The organism is Rhodococcus sp. IEGM 1406 (genome assembly GCF_030056745.1).
Taxonomy (GTDB): domain Bacteria; phylum Actinomycetota; class Actinomycetes; order Mycobacteriales; family Mycobacteriaceae; genus Rhodococcus_F; species Rhodococcus_F erythropolis.
Genome location: NZ_JASHKO010000001.1, coordinates 1179305 through 1193357 on the forward strand (window position 1 = coordinate 1179305; position 14053 = coordinate 1193357).

The 14053-nt window shown below is 63.4% G+C and carries 16 protein-coding genes; 8 read left to right on the forward strand and 8 right to left on the reverse strand.

The features are described from left to right. The 4 genes from QM596_RS05725 (at nucleotide 1) to QM596_RS05740 (ending at nucleotide 3000) form a co-directional block, all read left to right on the forward strand. A complete protein-coding gene (locus QM596_RS05725; RefSeq protein ID WP_283308351.1) occupies nucleotides 1-690 on the forward strand; it encodes an urease accessory protein UreF in 690 nt (229 codons plus the stop codon). Then, nucleotides 683-1426, forward strand: coding sequence for an urease accessory protein UreG (gene ureG / locus QM596_RS05730; protein ID WP_020908922.1), 744 nt, complete (start codon nucleotides 683-685; stop codon nucleotides 1424-1426). The genes QM596_RS05725 and ureG overlap by 8 nt, the downstream gene beginning before the upstream one ends. Further along, complete coding sequence (locus QM596_RS05735) at nucleotides 1426-2163, forward strand: urease accessory protein UreD (RefSeq protein WP_283308353.1); 738 nt, start codon at nucleotides 1426-1428, stop codon at nucleotides 2161-2163. Before ureG ends, QM596_RS05735 begins: the two co-directional genes overlap by 1 nt. Nucleotides 2164-2253: 90 nt before the next feature. Then, on the forward strand, nucleotides 2254-3000 hold the full coding sequence (locus tag QM596_RS05740; RefSeq protein WP_020970607.1) for an SDR family oxidoreductase: 747 nt from the start codon (nucleotides 2254-2256) through the stop codon (nucleotides 2998-3000). A 58-nt stretch (nucleotides 3001-3058) separates the two neighbouring features. Here the strand turns inward: QM596_RS05740 and phoU are convergent, their stop codons facing one another. Together phoU and QM596_RS05750 are read right to left on the reverse strand one after the other, a co-directional pair. After that, the gene (gene phoU / locus QM596_RS05745) at nucleotides 3059-3754 is read right to left on the reverse strand and encodes a phosphate signaling complex protein PhoU (protein ID WP_003940130.1); all 696 of its coding nucleotides are present in this window, start codon (nucleotides 3752-3754) and stop codon (nucleotides 3059-3061) included. 72 nt (nucleotides 3755-3826) lie between these two features. Further along, nucleotides 3827-5419 (reverse strand): LCP family protein, encoded by a 1593-nt coding sequence (locus QM596_RS05750; RefSeq protein WP_020908919.1) that lies wholly within the window; start codon nucleotides 5417-5419, stop codon nucleotides 3827-3829. Between the two features lie 25 nt (nucleotides 5420-5444). Between QM596_RS05750 and QM596_RS05755 the strand changes: the two genes are divergently transcribed. Continuing rightward, nucleotides 5445-5846, forward strand: coding sequence for a hypothetical protein (locus QM596_RS05755; RefSeq protein ID WP_153211714.1), 402 nt, complete (start codon nucleotides 5445-5447; stop codon nucleotides 5844-5846). A 161-nt stretch (nucleotides 5847-6007) separates the two neighbouring features. On the opposite strand, the gene dusB is transcribed toward QM596_RS05755, so the two are convergent. The 3 genes from dusB to QM596_RS05770 form a co-directional block, all read right to left on the reverse strand. Further along, complete coding sequence (dusB, locus tag QM596_RS05760; protein ID WP_003939756.1) at nucleotides 6008-7150, reverse strand: tRNA dihydrouridine synthase DusB; 1143 nt, start codon at nucleotides 7148-7150, stop codon at nucleotides 6008-6010. A gap of 81 nt (nucleotides 7151-7231) precedes the next feature. Continuing rightward, nucleotides 7232-8191, reverse strand: coding sequence for an acyl-ACP desaturase (locus QM596_RS05765; protein WP_003940492.1), 960 nt, complete (start codon nucleotides 8189-8191; stop codon nucleotides 7232-7234). A 131-nt stretch (nucleotides 8192-8322) separates the two neighbouring features. Beyond that, nucleotides 8323-9198 carry a LysR family transcriptional regulator gene (locus tag QM596_RS05770; protein WP_021332119.1) on the reverse strand — a complete coding sequence of 292 codons (876 nt, stop codon included), beginning with the start codon at nucleotides 9196-9198 and terminating at the stop codon, nucleotides 8323-8325. 114 nt (nucleotides 9199-9312) lie between these two features. Between QM596_RS05770 and QM596_RS05775 the strand changes: the two genes are divergently transcribed. Further along, the gene (locus tag QM596_RS05775; protein ID WP_041816176.1) at nucleotides 9313-10530 is read left to right on the forward strand and encodes an MFS transporter; all 1218 of its coding nucleotides are present in this window, start codon (nucleotides 9313-9315) and stop codon (nucleotides 10528-10530) included. A gap of 56 nt (nucleotides 10531-10586) precedes the next feature. On the opposite strand, the gene QM596_RS05780 is transcribed toward QM596_RS05775, so the two are convergent. Beyond that, nucleotides 10587-11177 (reverse strand): DUF937 domain-containing protein, encoded by a 591-nt coding sequence (locus QM596_RS05780; RefSeq protein WP_003940105.1) that lies wholly within the window; start codon nucleotides 11175-11177, stop codon nucleotides 10587-10589. A gap of 99 nt (nucleotides 11178-11276) precedes the next feature. Then, nucleotides 11277-11723 carry a hypothetical protein gene (locus tag QM596_RS05785; protein ID WP_020970602.1) on the reverse strand — a complete coding sequence of 149 codons (447 nt, stop codon included), beginning with the start codon at nucleotides 11721-11723 and terminating at the stop codon, nucleotides 11277-11279. Between the two features lie 99 nt (nucleotides 11724-11822). Between QM596_RS05785 and QM596_RS05790 the strand changes: the two genes are divergently transcribed. After that, nucleotides 11823-12200 (forward strand): MmcQ/YjbR family DNA-binding protein, encoded by a 378-nt coding sequence (locus QM596_RS05790; RefSeq protein ID WP_007733864.1) that lies wholly within the window; start codon nucleotides 11823-11825, stop codon nucleotides 12198-12200. A gap of 45 nt (nucleotides 12201-12245) precedes the next feature. Continuing rightward, nucleotides 12246-12830: a hypothetical protein gene (locus QM596_RS05795; RefSeq protein ID WP_019745075.1), complete on the forward strand. Its 585-nt coding sequence runs from the start codon at nucleotides 12246-12248 to the stop codon at nucleotides 12828-12830. 1 nt (nucleotide 12831) lies between these two features. Here QM596_RS05795 and QM596_RS05800 read toward each other — a convergent pair whose 3' ends face one another. Beyond that, on the reverse strand, nucleotides 12832-14031 hold the full coding sequence (locus tag QM596_RS05800) for a low temperature requirement protein A (protein WP_283308354.1): 1200 nt from the start codon (nucleotides 14029-14031) through the stop codon (nucleotides 12832-12834). Nucleotides 14032-14053 lie beyond the last annotated feature (22 nt).

Genomic DNA, 14053 nt, shown 5'->3' on the forward strand with positions numbered 1-14053 from the left:
ATGTCAATCGAGATGGCGTCTGCCGAGATAGCATCGATGCTCTTGGCAGACGGGCGTCTGCCTACCGGCGGTCACGCGCACTCGTCGGGGTTGGAACCGGCACTGGCGGGCGGACTCCTACAGAGTCAGGTCCCCGACTTCATTCGCGGTCGACTCGAAACAGTGGGACTTGTCGAGGCCGCTGCAACGGTGGTCACGCGCCGCTGGGCCGTAAGTGCCGGTAGTGCAGGCGAACTCGAGGACATCTCGAGGGAACTGCTCGCTCGGACGCCCAGCGCGCCGCTGCGTGAGGCGTCGATTCAGCTCGGGCGTGGACTGGCCAGGCTGGCGTCGCGATTGTGGCCGCAGCACCCCGCGGTGCAGATGCTCATGGCGCTGCCTGGGCATCCGATGCGTCCGCTCGCGTTGGGAGTCTTCACGGCGATCTCCGGGATGGACGACCTGCAGGCAGCCAGATCTTGTTTGTACGACGACGCTCAAACGGTGGCGTCGGCGGCACTGAAGCTACTGCCGGTGGATCCGGCAGAACCGGTCGAATGGTTGCTCCGAGCAGCCCCGACCATCGAAACCGTCGCCGCGGCTGCCGTAGCAGTCGAGGGCGTCACAGATATACCCGCAACAACAGGACCGTTGGTCGAACAATGGTCACTCGAACACCACGCTCGATCCAGGAGGATTTTCCGTGCTTGACAACCTGAACAACACCACCACTGCTGCAAGAGGTTTGAGGCTCGGCGTTGCCGGCCCCGTCGGCACAGGCAAAAGTACCCTCATCGCCACCATCTGCCGCGAGCTCGCGTCGGAGTACGAGATCGCGGTGGTCACCAACGACATCTACACCGACGAGGACGCGCGACTGTTGCGCGCGGCCAACGTACTTCCGATCGAGCGCATCGTCGCAGTCGAGACCGGCGCGTGCCCACACACGGCCATCCGTGACGACGTGACGCCGAACCTCATTGCGGTCGAAGACCTCGAGCGTCAGTTCCATCCCCTCGACATGGTGATCGTGGAAAGCGGCGGTGACAACCTGACCGCCACGTTCAGCCCGGCACTGGTCGACGCCCAGATCTTCTGCATCGACGTCGCGGGCGGCGGAGACGTCGCACGTAAGGGTGGTCCCGGAATTGAGCGGGCAGATCTGTTGGTGGTCAACAAGATCGACCTGGCCCCGTACGTCGACGTCGACGCGGTCCAGATGGTTGCCGATGCCACGGCCGCGCGAGACGGACTTCCCGTTCTCGCGCTCAGCCAGAAGGATCACGCGACGATCGACCAGCTCAGTGCGTGGCTTCGCCAGGTCATCGCAGCTCACCGTGCGGGTAGTCACACCCCGCAGGATCCGGGGCCGATGGCGCCGCACTTCCATGCCGATGAAGAAGACCACGGACACGGTCACGGGCACAGCCACTCTCACGCTCACTGATGCGCACCGGAGCTACGCGGGTCGTCGTCGAGAGAGTGGGTGACACCGCTGTTGCGCGAGAGCTGATCTCGGGCGACTTCCTGGCCCCGCGGTTCGTCGACGCTCGCGGGCTCACCGTGCGAATTGCCTTGGTAGGGCACAGTGCAACGCTGCTGGCCGGCGACGACCTGCGTATCGAATTCGTAGTCGCTCCGGGTACGTGCCTCGAGGTGATCGAGCCGTCGGGGACCGTCGCGTACAACGCGCGTGGCGGCCGGGCGTCGTGGTCGGCTTCGGCGAGCGTCGGCGCCGGTGCGGCGCTGATCTGGCGCGCGGCACCGTTTGTCGTCGCGGGCGGCGCGGATGTGACCAGGCGCGTGGATATTTCACTGGAATCCGATGCGGTTGCGCTGCTCGACGAGATGATCGTGTTCGGCCGGACCGGCGAAACCGGCGGTGCCCTTCGCTCGGATCAGCGCATTACCGTCGACGGTGACGCGCTGCTCGTGGAAACACTCGACCTGCGTAGCGTGCCGGGCCGTTCGCTGCCGGGAATTCTCGGTGGCCATCGCGTGCTTGGTACGACCATGCTGTTGGGGATCAAGACTTCCGACGACGTCGAAGGGCACGTGACGCCGCTGGCGGGAGCAGGGATGCTGGCACGGGCCGTGGCCGATCACGCACACGAGGCGAGCGCAGCGTTGGATCCGATCTGGTCGCATTGGCGTGGGCGGGTTTCGCAGAAGTACAGCGACTGATTCGCCCGACCGTCACACTTCGGGAGGCTGCGTCGTCCAGTATGTGACCAGGCCGAAGAGAGCCGGGCGCACGGGTTTGACGGAGGCATCATGCAGATTGTTGTTCTGGGCGGAACCGGCCAGATGGGAAAGCTGGTCGTCGAGCAGGCGAAAATCGGGGGCCATGACGTCGTCGCCGCCGCTCGATCGACGGGAGTCGACATCTCCACGGGTGCGGGGTTGGACGAAGCATTTGTCGGTGCCGACGTTGTCATCGACGTGAGTGATCACGTCACCAACAGTGCCAAGAAGGCGATCGAGTTCTTCGAGACGGCAGCGAAGAACATCGCCGCGGCCGAAGCCAGAGCAGGCGTGAAGCATCACGTGCTGCTCTCGATCGTGAACTGCGACGATCCGCAGTTGAAGTCCTTCGGGTACTACCAGGGAAAGGCCGCGCAGGAACGCGCGGTGGAAGCGTCGGGCATTCCCTTCACGATCCTGCGATCCACTCAGTGGTTCGAGTTCGGCGAGAAGACCATCGCGCTCTTCGGACTGGGGCCGGTCGCGATGGTTCCCCGGATGCGCTCCCAACCGATAGCGGCGAAGACCGTCGCCGAGGCTCTGGTGACATGCGCTCAGAACGGTCCGACCGGGAGGGCTCCAGATCTCGCCGGGCCTGAGGTCCTCGAGATCCCGGCCATGACGCGTGAGATTTTGAAATACCGTGGCCGGCGCAAGTGGCTGATCCCGATCTCGATGCCGGGAGCGGGTAAGGCGATGAAGGGTGGGGCGCTGCTGCCCGGGCCGGGATCCACAACTGCAGGACCCACGTTGAAGACCTGGTTACACGAGAACTGAATAGGAAAGGCGGCCGCGCAAGTGCGCGGCCGCCTTTTACTCACGTGGACGGTTGGGTTCAGAGATCCGGGTACGAGGTGAGGTTGTCGACCTTCTCGGTGGTTTCCGGCTCTTCGGGCAGCTTGCCGGTCACCAGGAAGATGACGCGTCGGCCGACCTCGACGGCGTGGTCGGCGAACCGCTCGTAGAAGCGGCCGAGCAGCGTGACGTCGACTGCGGCGGCAACGCCGTGCTTCCACTCGCGGTCCATGAGGACGGTGAAGAGGTGGCGGTGGAGGTCGTCCATCGCTTCGTCTTCTTCGCGCAGGCGGGCAGCGCGCTCGGGGTCGCGGGTCTCGAGGACGACCTTGGCGGCCGCACCGATGGAGACAGCGATGCGTCCCATCTCGGCGAAGTAGCCGTTGACCTCTTCGGGAAGCACGTGGTTGGGATGTCGGCGGCGCGCGATCTTCGCGACGTGCAGGGCGAGTGCACCCATGCGGTCGATGTCGGCGACGATCTGGATTCCACTGACCACCGAGCGCAGATCTCCGGCAACGGGAGCCTGCAGGGCGAGCAGCGCAAACGCGCGCTCCTCGCAAATGGTGCTGAGTTCGGTGATCTTGTCGTGTTCGCCGATTACTTGTTCTGCCAGGGACAGGTCTGCCTGGAGCAGGGACTGGGTGGCGCGCTCCATAGCGGCACCTGCCAGTCCTGCCATCTCGCCGAGCGTGTCTGCAAGCTCGGTCATCTGTTCGTTGTAAGCCACGCGCATGAGGTCAGAGCCTACGTGCCGTGAAAGACCAAGTCACAAGCACCAGGTGAACGCAAGGTGAATGAACGCGTGTCAGTCGCAGGTGGTGTCGCCTGCGTTGACGCTGGCGATGTCGGCGGGCAGAGCCGTCGAGGTGCTGGTGTCGACCGATGTCGGATTTGCCGCCAGGATGGTCCCCGGGTCCGCGGGGGCGACGACGGTGCCGGCGAAATTGCTTCCGACGACGACCTCGATCATGTCTCCCATGCTCGGAGCGAGAACGAGAACCGCACCGGGAATCGACGACGCGACAGTGACCGCTTCAGCCTCGTAACCTGCTGCGTAACGCACGACGGTGGTCGAGGCTTGAGCATTCGCCAGGCCGGTGGCTGCGCTGAAGTTGCCGACCGTGGAGATCTGGAAACCGTAGGCAGCGAGGCTGTCGGCGATCGTCGCGGCCTGCCCGGCGATTCCCGACGCGTTGGAGACGTCGACCGAGATGTTGTAGGCACTCATCGCTTCGACGGAAGTGGCGGCGGGCGGCGTGCTGGACGTAGGAGGGGTTGTCGTGGAACTGGTCGACGACGGTGTGGTGTCCTCGCGCTCTTCACCCGGAAGCGGTTCGTCGTCGATGATCGCCTGGAAGAGGGACTTGATCTCGTCGGTGCGAGGAATCTCGTTGCCCCAGTCGTTGGTGCCGTCCGTGGGGACCGTCAAGAACGTGACCGCGCCCGCGTCGACGTTCTGAAGCGAACGGCCGAGGGTGACCAGCGACTTCGTGTCGATGTTCTCGACGAACGTGTCGCTGGTGAAGGCGTTGATGAATCCGTTGAGCTTGCTCGGATTCAGGAGGACCTGGTTGGACAGGGCCGAGCGGAGCAGCGCCGACAGGAACTTCTGCTGACGGGTGATGCGTCCGTAGTCGCCGTTACCCTCGGCTTCGACGTGGCGCGCACGCACATAGTTGAGGGCGGTACGGCCGTCGAGCATCTGCGTTCCGCCGGATGCGAGGACGGTTCCGAGGATGCCGTCTTCGATCGGTCCGGGGGAGCAGACGTTCACGCCGCCGACGGTGTCGACCATGCGCTCGAAACCGGCGAAGTCCATTCCGACGAAGTGCCCGATTTTCAGGCCGGACATCTTCTGGATGACCTTGACCAGGCACTTGGGACCACCGAGTGCGTACGTCGCATTGAGCTTGTCGCCACTGGCGGCCGGGAAGGTTTCGCTGGTGTACTTGCCGGCGTCGTTGTCCCAGCCCTGGCAGATCGGACGTTCGACGTCGAGGTCACGCGGGAAGGAGACGGCGACGACGCGGCTTCGGTCGGCGGGAATGTTCACCAGCATGACCGTGTCGGCTCGGGCGCCTTCGGCGTCTTCGACGGTTCCGGCGCCGATCTCACCGCTCGCACCGGCGCGGGTATCGGTGCCGATGATCAAGTACGTCTCGTCGCCGAGCTGGCCGCCGGCGTCGATGATGTCGTCGGACTCGGTGTCGAGTGCCGCAATCTGATCGAAACCGCCTTCGACCGACCGCAGATAACCCCAGACGACGCCGGTCAACGCGAGAGACATGACGGCCAGGAACGCTACTGCCGATCGGCCGATCACTTTTGCGCGATGGCGGCGGCGAATCTTGCTTTGTGCCAGACGGGTAGCGCCGGTGTCACCGACTACCCGCGGCACTGCGGAGGTCACGGGATGTTCTTCGGTGATCCAGTCCGCAGCGGCGGGCGGGACTGTCGGACGCGCGGGAATCGGCCGGGCCGGGGGCGGCGCGGACGCTGATGGAGGTGGAGTCCTGGGTGGCACGGATTTGGTCGGCGCCGGCTTGGGCGGCGCAGCCGGGGCAGGTGGCGGCTTCTTGTCGCCTACCCGACGGACCAACTCGGCGACCGAAACAGAGTCGTCGGTCGGAGGCGAATCCCGGCGGCCGGTCCGTCCACTGCTGCGACGCTCCGGGGGACTGGGTGGTTGCGGTGCTGGTCGCTGGGGTGTGGCAGGACGCTGGGGAGCTGCCGGTTGGTCCGGGCGGGCGTTGCGGAACCGCTTGTCTGCGAGCGGACGTTCCCAGGGGGCGCGGCTCTCGGGCGGAGGTGGGCCCGAATCGTGATCATCACCCACCGATGCAACCTGTCCCGTCGTCGACTGTCAGTAACTCGTCATTCAGATGCCGGCGTCAACCGGTTGTCGACGAAGCTGGAGCCATATTACTGGTGAATCCTGAGTGCTTCACTCAGAAAGTGATCAGAGTAATCCGACGGCGTGTTCTCGCTAGCCACCGGAGTGCATCATGTCAGCCCCCACCGGCACAAGATCGTCCTCGGGATCGTCGAGCCAACCTTCCGGAAGTGCTACCTGACCGGGCGAGCCTTGGCGACCCCGCGGACCTTCGGCATCCTTGGGGAACGGGACGTCGTGATCGAGCTGTCCGAGCAGGTCGTCCAGTTCGGACAACGTGCTGACCAACGCCATCGAGACCCGCAGATCCGATCCGACCGGGAACCCACGCATGTACCAGGAGACGTGCTTGCGAAGTTCGCGCAAGCCCTTCATCTCACCGTGGTGTGCGGCGAGCAGCTGGGCGTGACGGGCGATGATCTTGGTGACTTCGCCGAGCGTCGGCGGCGTGGCGATCTGTTGTCCGTTGAGAGCTGCGCTGAGTTCCGCGAACAGCCATGGCCGTCCGAGGCAGCCACGTCCGACGACGACGCCGTCGCAGCCGGTCTCGTTCATCATCCGGGCAGCATCCGAAGCATCGAAGATGTCACCGTTGCCGAGGATCGGAACGTCGGTGACGTGTTCCTTGAGACGCGTGATCTCGTTCCAGTCAGCAGTGCCGGAGTAGCGCTGCGACGCGGTACGTGCGTGAAGTGCGACGGCAGCAGCGCCTTCAGCTGCGGCGATCCGGCCGGCGTCGAGGTGCGTGTGATGTTCGGGGTCGATGCCGACGCGCATCTTCACAGTGACCGGAATATCGGTGCCCTCGGTCGCGCGCACAGCAGCCGCGACGATCTGTCCGAACAGCCGACGCTTGTACGGCAGCGCGGAGCCACCGCCCTTGCGGGTCACCTTCGGGACGGGGCAGCCGAAGTTCATGTCGATGTGATCGGCCATGTTCTCGTCGACGATCATCTTCGCCGCGGCGTAGGTCGTATCCGGGTCGACTGTGTACAGCTGCAGCGACCGGGGCGTTTCGGTCGGGCCGAACGTGGTCATGTGCATCGTGGCCGGCTGGCGCTCGACGAGCGCACGTGCCGTGACCATCTCGCAGACGTAGAGGCCGGACGTGCTGCCTGCACGTTCGAGTTCGAGTTCACGGCACAGCGTGCGGAAGGCGACGTTGGTGACACCCGCCATAGGGGCGAGGACCACGGGGCTGTGCAGCTCGAGTGAACCGATACGTAGGGATGACATGTCTACCTCTGAACAAATACTTGTGACAATTGGAAGTGCCCGGTACCGAATCCGGTACCGGGCACAGAATAGCTGGTGAAACTAAGAAGCCTGCTGTTCGCGCTTGGCGGCTTCGCGTGCGAGCATGCGATCGCGCTGTTCCTCGAACTTCGTCGCGTTGGCGGCGAGGGTCTCGAGGAAGGCCGCCAACTCTTCGCGCGTGTTCTCGCCTTCGGCACTGAAATCGTTGCGCTCGAAGATGTTCCACTTGCGCAAGACGGGCCAGACGACCTCGTCGAGGTGCTGGCGAAGGTCGTAGATGCCGTGCTTGGCCATGAGAGCGCCGTTACGACGGAAGTTCGGCATGCCGGCGCCCGGCATCTGGAAGTTCTGGACGATGTTCGCCACAGCCTTGAGAGCCTGATCGGGAGCAAGATCGAGCGCGGCGGCGCAGATGTTGCGGTAGAAGATCATGTGCAGGTTCTCATCAGCGGCGATGCGCTGAAGCATCTTGTCGGCAATCGGCTCGTCGCAAGCCTTGCCGGTGTTGCGGTGGCTGACGCGCGTCGCGAGTTCCTGGAAGGTCACGTAGGCGACCGAGTGCAGCAGGCCGGCGTCGCCCTCGTCGATGGGTGCGCTGTAACCGTTTGTCATGTGTTCCATGCGGAAGCGCTCGAGCTCGACGGGGTCGACTGCGCGCGTGACGACGAGGTAGTCACGCATCACGATGCCGTGACGGTTCTCCTCGGCGGTCCACCGGCCGACCCACGTTCCCCAGGCGCCGTCCTGCGAAAAGTTCTCGGCGATCTCGCGGTGGTACGAGGGCAGGTTGTCCTCGGTGAGCAGGTTGGTGATCATCGCGGCGCGAGCTACCTCGCCGAGCTGTGACTGCTCGAGGCTCCAGTCTTCGCCGCCCATGGCTGCGAAGTTACGACCCTCGTCCCACGGAACGTAGTCGTGTGGATGCCATTCCTTGGCCATGGAGATGTGGCGGTTGACGTTCTCCTCGGCAACCGGCTGCAGCTCTTGTAGCAGCTCCAGCTGCGTCAGAATCCTCGTCATTTCTTGCCTCCATGTTGAGTGAATGCGCGACTTCGCCCCAGCCTACGGCACCGTAGGTTTGAAAAGAATGGCATGAAAATTGCTCCCCTCGAGGGATGTTACCGATCCGTAGTTATCCGGGGGCACTTTCACTACCAAGTCGTTCTTTCGACGTAGTCGCGGAACGTCCGGGCGGGATCGGACAGCTCGCGGCTCTTCGACCAGATCAGCCCTATTTTTCGCTGTGCTCCTTCGATCGGTACGTAGACGACTCCTTCGGCCCAGATCGGTGGATCCTGAACCGGCATGACCGAGACACCGAAGGACGCGGAGACCAGTCCGCCGACCGTTGCCAGCTCGCTGCTCTCGAAGACGAAATTCGGCGTGAATCCTGCGGCCGCGCACAGTTCATCGAGAATTCTTCGCATCCCGAAGTTCGGATGCATACCGATGAACGGTTCGTCGGCCGCGTCCGCGAGCTCGACCGAATGCAACTTCGCAAAGCGATGATCAGCCGGAACAGCCAATGCCAGTGACTGCTGGGCGATCTGCATCCATGCCACCTGCGGATCACGCGGCTGCGGCGAGACGACGGCCAGGTCGGACGTGCCGGCGGCAATTCTGTCGACCAGGAACTGCGCACTGTCCTGATGCAGTTCGAATCGCACTCCGGGATGCTCGACGCGGTATCCGCGCAGCATGTGCGGCACCAACCAGGTGCCGAACGAGTGGAGGAAGTCGAGCCGGACCGTGCCGCTTTCGGGGCTCGCCAGCGACTGGATTTCGCTCTGCGCCGCGTCGAGTGAGTGAAGAGCGGTGCGAGCGTGTCGGTAGAGGATCTCGCCGTACCGGTTCAGTTCGAGTCGGCGTCCCTGACGGTCGAAGAGCGTCACTCCGATCTGTCGTTCGAGGCGTGCAAGTTTGCGCGAGAGTGTCGGCTGCGACAGGTGAGTCAGATCTGCGGTAGCGGTCACCTGTTGGGTTTCGGCGAGAACGACAAACCATTCGAGGTCTTCGGTCAGCATCACGAACCCAATCTATATACCTCTGACGCATATAGTACTCCAAGTTTATGCATTTTCTTTTGTCGAAGCTCGGCGGGAGGATTCTTACCGGAGGTAAGTGATGCCTGGAGGTATGTGGTGACTGTCGAGAATGTGATCGAATCCGAAGTGGTGCCGCTTCGCCGCGGGACATCGGGGTATCGCACGGTGACCGTTGCGCTGTTCGCGGCCGGGCTGTCGACATTCATCTCGATGTACGCGGCACAGGCATTGCTGCCTGCGTTCGCCGAAGGCTTCGACGTCTCGCCCGCGGTGTCTGCACTTTCGGTCTCGGCGACGACGGGCATGTTGGCGTTGGCGATCATTCCGGCCAGTGCGCTCTCCGAGCGGTTCGGTCGCACACGGGTGATGATCGCGTCGGCGTCGGCATCCTGTGTGATCGGTTTGCTTCTGCCGCTCAGTCCGACGATCGAGGTTCTGCTGATCGGACGCGCGGCGCAAGGCTTGGCTCTGGCGGGGGTCCCGGCGGTGGCGATGGCCTATCTGGCCGAGGAGGTCGATCGCAAGGACCTCGGTGCAGCGATGGGAAGGTACGTCGCCGGCACGACGATCGGTGGGCTGATCGGACGGCTGGTTCCGTCGGCCGTCGTCGATTTCAGTACGTGGCGCTGGGCATTGGTGACTGCGGCCTTGCTGTCAGCGTTGTTCGCGCTCAACATGATCCGGAAGCTTCCCGCGTCGAAGTTCTTTCGCCCGCAGCCGGTGTCGGTGCGTGCGATCGCATCGAATCTACGACGCCACCTTGCGAACCCGTCGCTGCGCACGCTTTTCGCCTTGGGGTTCATCCTCATGGGCGGATTCGTCTCGATCTACAACTTCCTCGGGTTTCGGCTCACGGCAGCTCCTTTCGGACTTCCTGAAGCACTTGTCGGCCTGGTCTTTCTCTTCTACCTCGCCGGAACTTTCACCTCAGCGGTAGCCGGCGGGGCCTCGGACCGGCTGGGTAGGCGCAGTGTTCTGCTCGGCTCGGTTGTTGTCATCGGTATCGGTCTGGCACTGACCGTTCCGGACAATCTGGCGTTGACTCTCGTGGGGATGCTGCTCTTCACCGGAGGATTCTTCGCGGCACATTCGGTGGCCAGCGGTTGGGTGGGGCTGATCGCGACCGATCACCGGGCCGAGGCGTCGGCGTTGTATCTGTTTGCCTATTACGCGGGTTCGTCCGTGGCGGGCGCCCTCGCTGGTCTCGCGTACGCGGGCGGCGGTTGGGGTGGGGTCAGTGCCTTTGTGGGCGCGCTGCTGTTGGTTGCGTTTGCATTGTCGCTGAGGATGTTTCGATCTTCGACGGTCGAATGACAGAGCACTGCGGCGACCCCGAACGGGATCGCCGCAGTGCGAATCTGTCGAGCGTCTTACTTCTTGCCGCCGCCGAGGAGGCCGCCGAGCAGGTCTCCGAGGCCGCCGCCACCGGATCCACCCAGGATGCCGCCGAGTGCGCCGCCGATGCCGCCGCCGGAATTGCCGCCGCCGCCGAGAATTCCGCCGAGGAGATCCCCGAGCCCGCCGCCACCGGAGGCCTGAGTCTGCGCGCCGGCACCGCCACCGGTGAACTGCTTGGCGAGGTAGGCCAGGACGATGGGAGCGAGGATCGGCAGCAACTGCTTCACCAGATCGTTTCCACCGCCGCCACCGACACCGCCCAGTGCGCTGGCGACTTGATCGGTGTTGCCGCCGAAGATGTTCGAGACGATCTTCTGACCGTCAGCGGTGTCGACTTTGCTGATGTCGACGCCGTCGTCGAGAAGGCTGGTGTCAGCGTGCGACTGCAGCGCACTTTCGAGTGAGGCTGCGCCTGCGGGATCCTGAGCGTTGGCGCCGAGGCCACCGACGAGGGTCGGAAGTGCAGTCTTGACCGCCGATTCGGCAGTTGCCTGGTCCACGCCGAGTTGCTGCGCGATCTGGTCGATGGGGATCTGGGATAGAAGGTCGTCAAGCGATGCCATTGATGCCCTACCTCTTCTGGGGTACTACTCGTCAGTACCCGGCTGTTGCAGACACTAGTGAATGTCGGCGTCGACGGTAACCCTCCGGTTGCCGAGCGGTCAGGCTCGGGTCTTCTCGCGGGGGACCAGACACGCTAGAAGAGCGAGAATCAGTCCGCCGGCCGTCAAGATGAATCCTGTCTGATTTGTCAGGATCGTGGAGTAGTTTTCCCTGATGACATTGTCGAATTGATCGTTCACTCGGTAGTAGAACGTGCCCAGAGTTCCCAATCCCACGATGATTCCGATCCACGCTGAAATACGAGAACCGAACAAAGCGGCGATCAGAATCAACACGGCTGCAGCGAGCAGAAGTATCGCCATCGAACGGTAGAAGGTCACGGACTGATCGCCGAGTTGCTCGATTGCCCACCCGGCCGGAAAACCGTCCCGCAGGTCCTCGAGGCGAACATTGTTGGGTTTGACCCCGGCCAGTACGTACATGAACGAGCCGACGGCAACGGCGATTCCACAAATGAGCAGAACCAGATGAACTAACGTGCGCATGCCACTCTCCCTGTGTTCGGAGTTCGGTAACGCGGTCGTCGCCGAGCCTAGCTGTGTCGCGGGTGTCAAGCTCGGTATCGAGCGTGCAGAATCGTCTCCATGCCCGACAACATGCGTCGACTCGAAGAGATCTCGTTGTCCCTGCCGGAGGCGGAGCGCGTCGACATCGAAGCGTGGGACGGTCACCCGACCTTCCGGGTCCGCGGCAAGAACTTCGTGTTCTGCAACGTCGAAGCCACCTCCTTGACCGTCAAGTTGAGCAAGGAGGAAGCCGAAGCGGTGGTGGCCACCGAACCAGGTGCAAGCGCTGCCGGCTACGGTCTCGGTCGACACGGGTGGGTTGCGCTCGACATCGGCACCGACGTTTCCGAGGAGAAATGGTCGCAACTGGAGGAGTGGATCTACACCTCGTTCACCCTCGTTGCTCCGAAGCGGCTTGCCCGGATCGTTCTCGATGCGGATGAGGAACGCCCGTAACGGATAGATTCGTCAGTACAGACGCCGACTAGACGAGGATTTGTCATGACGACACCGGAAACTTCACCGGCCACCGAAAAACCGGGCATGCCGCCGTGGGCGAAGAAGGCCATCGGGATCGCAGTGATGGCGGTGGTCCTGGTCATCGCTTACTTCATCCTTGCCGCCTTCCTTCCGCGTTGGTGGGCGCAGCGAATTGCGTCGTTGGCGAACGGCAGCTTCAGCGCCGGAATCGCGTGGGGACTGCTGTTCGGTCTCGTCTGCACCCTGGTCCCGCTCATCTTCTTCCGAGCGGTCTGGCAGGTGCGCAAGCGCAAGCATGCTCGAATCATCCAGATCACGGCTCTCGCGTTGGGTGTGATCTTCGCGCTGCCGAACCTGCTCTCTCTGACAGTTGTTCTCGGCAACAACAATGCAGCGCATGCGGGCGAGCGGATCCTCGACGTCGACGGCCCCGGTTTCCGCGGAGCCTCCGTTGTCGGTGCAGTCCTGGGCGTTGCGTTGTTCCTGGGTCTTGTTGCGCTCGGCTATATGTACAAAAAGCGTGGCAAGGATCTCGACAAGATGCGCGGTGAGCTCAAGCAACACGAGCCGCAGAGTAAGGGCGAGGCTCCAGCCCCGGAAATCTGAGTCAGCTCTTCGACCGAGTACTCAGGCCGACACCGACTCCGACGGTTCCCGCCGCCACCAGTCCGGCGAGCGGGACCGCCCAGTGTCCGGCAAATGTGCAGGCGAGAACCAGGATTGCGCTCACCGGTAGAACAGCCTGCTCGATCCTGTCACGCTTGAAGTGTCGTGAGTGCATGAGCCACACGAAGATCAGGAACATCGCGGCGGGGATCGTGACCGCGGCAGATGCTGCGAACGTCGAAATGTGCGCCTCGCCAACTGCTTCCTCGACGGCTACTTCGATGCCGGCGCCGATGGCCGCAGCGGATCCGAATACGAAGTAGTGCCCGTATCCCCACAACAGGACGGCGCGATTGCCCTGGTCTGCGAGGTACTCGTGGATCGGGACGGCGAAGTAGATCCACAACGCGGAGAACACGATCAGAACTCCGCCGACAGCAATCGGAATCAATAGGTCGGCGGCGTCGAAATCACGAATGCCGGATTGGACCGCGATGGTGGCGGCAGCAATGGTTTCGCCGAGCATGATGATGGTGAAGAGGCCGTAGCGTTCGGCGATGTGTTGCGGGTGCCACGGCGTCTGGTGGTTGCGCTCGGCGATTGCCGGCACCGCGAGTTCGGCGAGCATGAGAACGAAGAAGCCCGGAATCCACGCCGACGCCGGCATCAGGAGCAGCACGATCCAGCCGGCCTGGACGATCACGAGCCCGGCGGCGTATTGCAGAGCAGTGGTTCGCGCTGCACCGGATTCACCGCTGGCGGCTCGAAGCCATTGGCAGGTGAGCGCAATTCGCATGATGAGGTAGCCGACGATGGCCGTCGTACGGTCGGTTCCGTCGAACGCATCGGGGATTCCGGCGGCGAAGACGAGCACGCCACAAATCTGTACGAAGGTCGCGATCCGGTAGGGGACGTCGTCCGTGTCGTAGGCAGACGCGAACCAGGTGAAGTTCACCCACGCCCACCACAGCGCGAAGAAGACGAACATATAACCGGCGATGCCGTCGACGTAGTGGCCCTCGGCAACAGCATGCACCAGTTGAACTCCGGCCTGTGCGGCCGCAACCACGAAACACAGGTCGAAGAACAGTTCGAGTGGCGTCGATGCGCGATGGTTCTCGTCGCGGCTGCGTGCGCGCATCCGGATGATCGGCATAACGGCCCGGCCGTGGCCCGCGCCTGTACTGGTGTGTTCTGTCATCGTCCCCACCTTGCTCCGACGT

Excerpts from the sequence above, each read along its gene's own strand:
- QM596_RS05725 (WP_283308351.1), top strand. The coding sequence starts at position 1 with ATGTCAATCGAGATGGCGTCTGCCGAGATAGCATCGATGCTCTTGGCA.
- QM596_RS05735 (WP_283308353.1), top strand. The coding sequence starts at position 1,426 with ATGCGCACCGGAGCTACGCGGGTCGTCGTCGAGAGAGTGGGTGACACC.
- QM596_RS05740 (WP_020970607.1), top strand. The coding sequence starts at position 2,254 with ATGCAGATTGTTGTTCTGGGCGGAACCGGCCAGATGGGAAAGCTGGTC.
- phoU (WP_003940130.1), bottom strand. The coding sequence starts at position 3,754 with ATGCGCGTGGCTTACAACGAACAGATGACCGAGCTTGCAGACACGCTC.
- dusB (WP_003939756.1), bottom strand. The coding sequence starts at position 7,150 with ATGTCATCCCTACGTATCGGTTCACTCGAGCTGCACAGCCCCGTGGTC.
- QM596_RS05765 (WP_003940492.1), bottom strand. The coding sequence starts at position 8,191 with ATGACGAGGATTCTGACGCAGCTGGAGCTGCTACAAGAGCTGCAGCCG.
- QM596_RS05780 (WP_003940105.1), bottom strand. The coding sequence starts at position 11,177 with ATGGCATCGCTTGACGACCTTCTATCCCAGATCCCCATCGACCAGATC.
- QM596_RS05785 (WP_020970602.1), bottom strand. The coding sequence starts at position 11,723 with ATGCGCACGTTAGTTCATCTGGTTCTGCTCATTTGTGGAATCGCCGTT.
- QM596_RS05790 (WP_007733864.1), top strand. The coding sequence starts at position 11,823 with ATGCCCGACAACATGCGTCGACTCGAAGAGATCTCGTTGTCCCTGCCG.
- QM596_RS05795 (WP_019745075.1), top strand. The coding sequence starts at position 12,246 with ATGACGACACCGGAAACTTCACCGGCCACCGAAAAACCGGGCATGCCG.
- QM596_RS05800 (WP_283308354.1), bottom strand. The coding sequence starts at position 14,031 with ATGACAGAACACACCAGTACAGGCGCGGGCCACGGCCGGGCCGTTATG.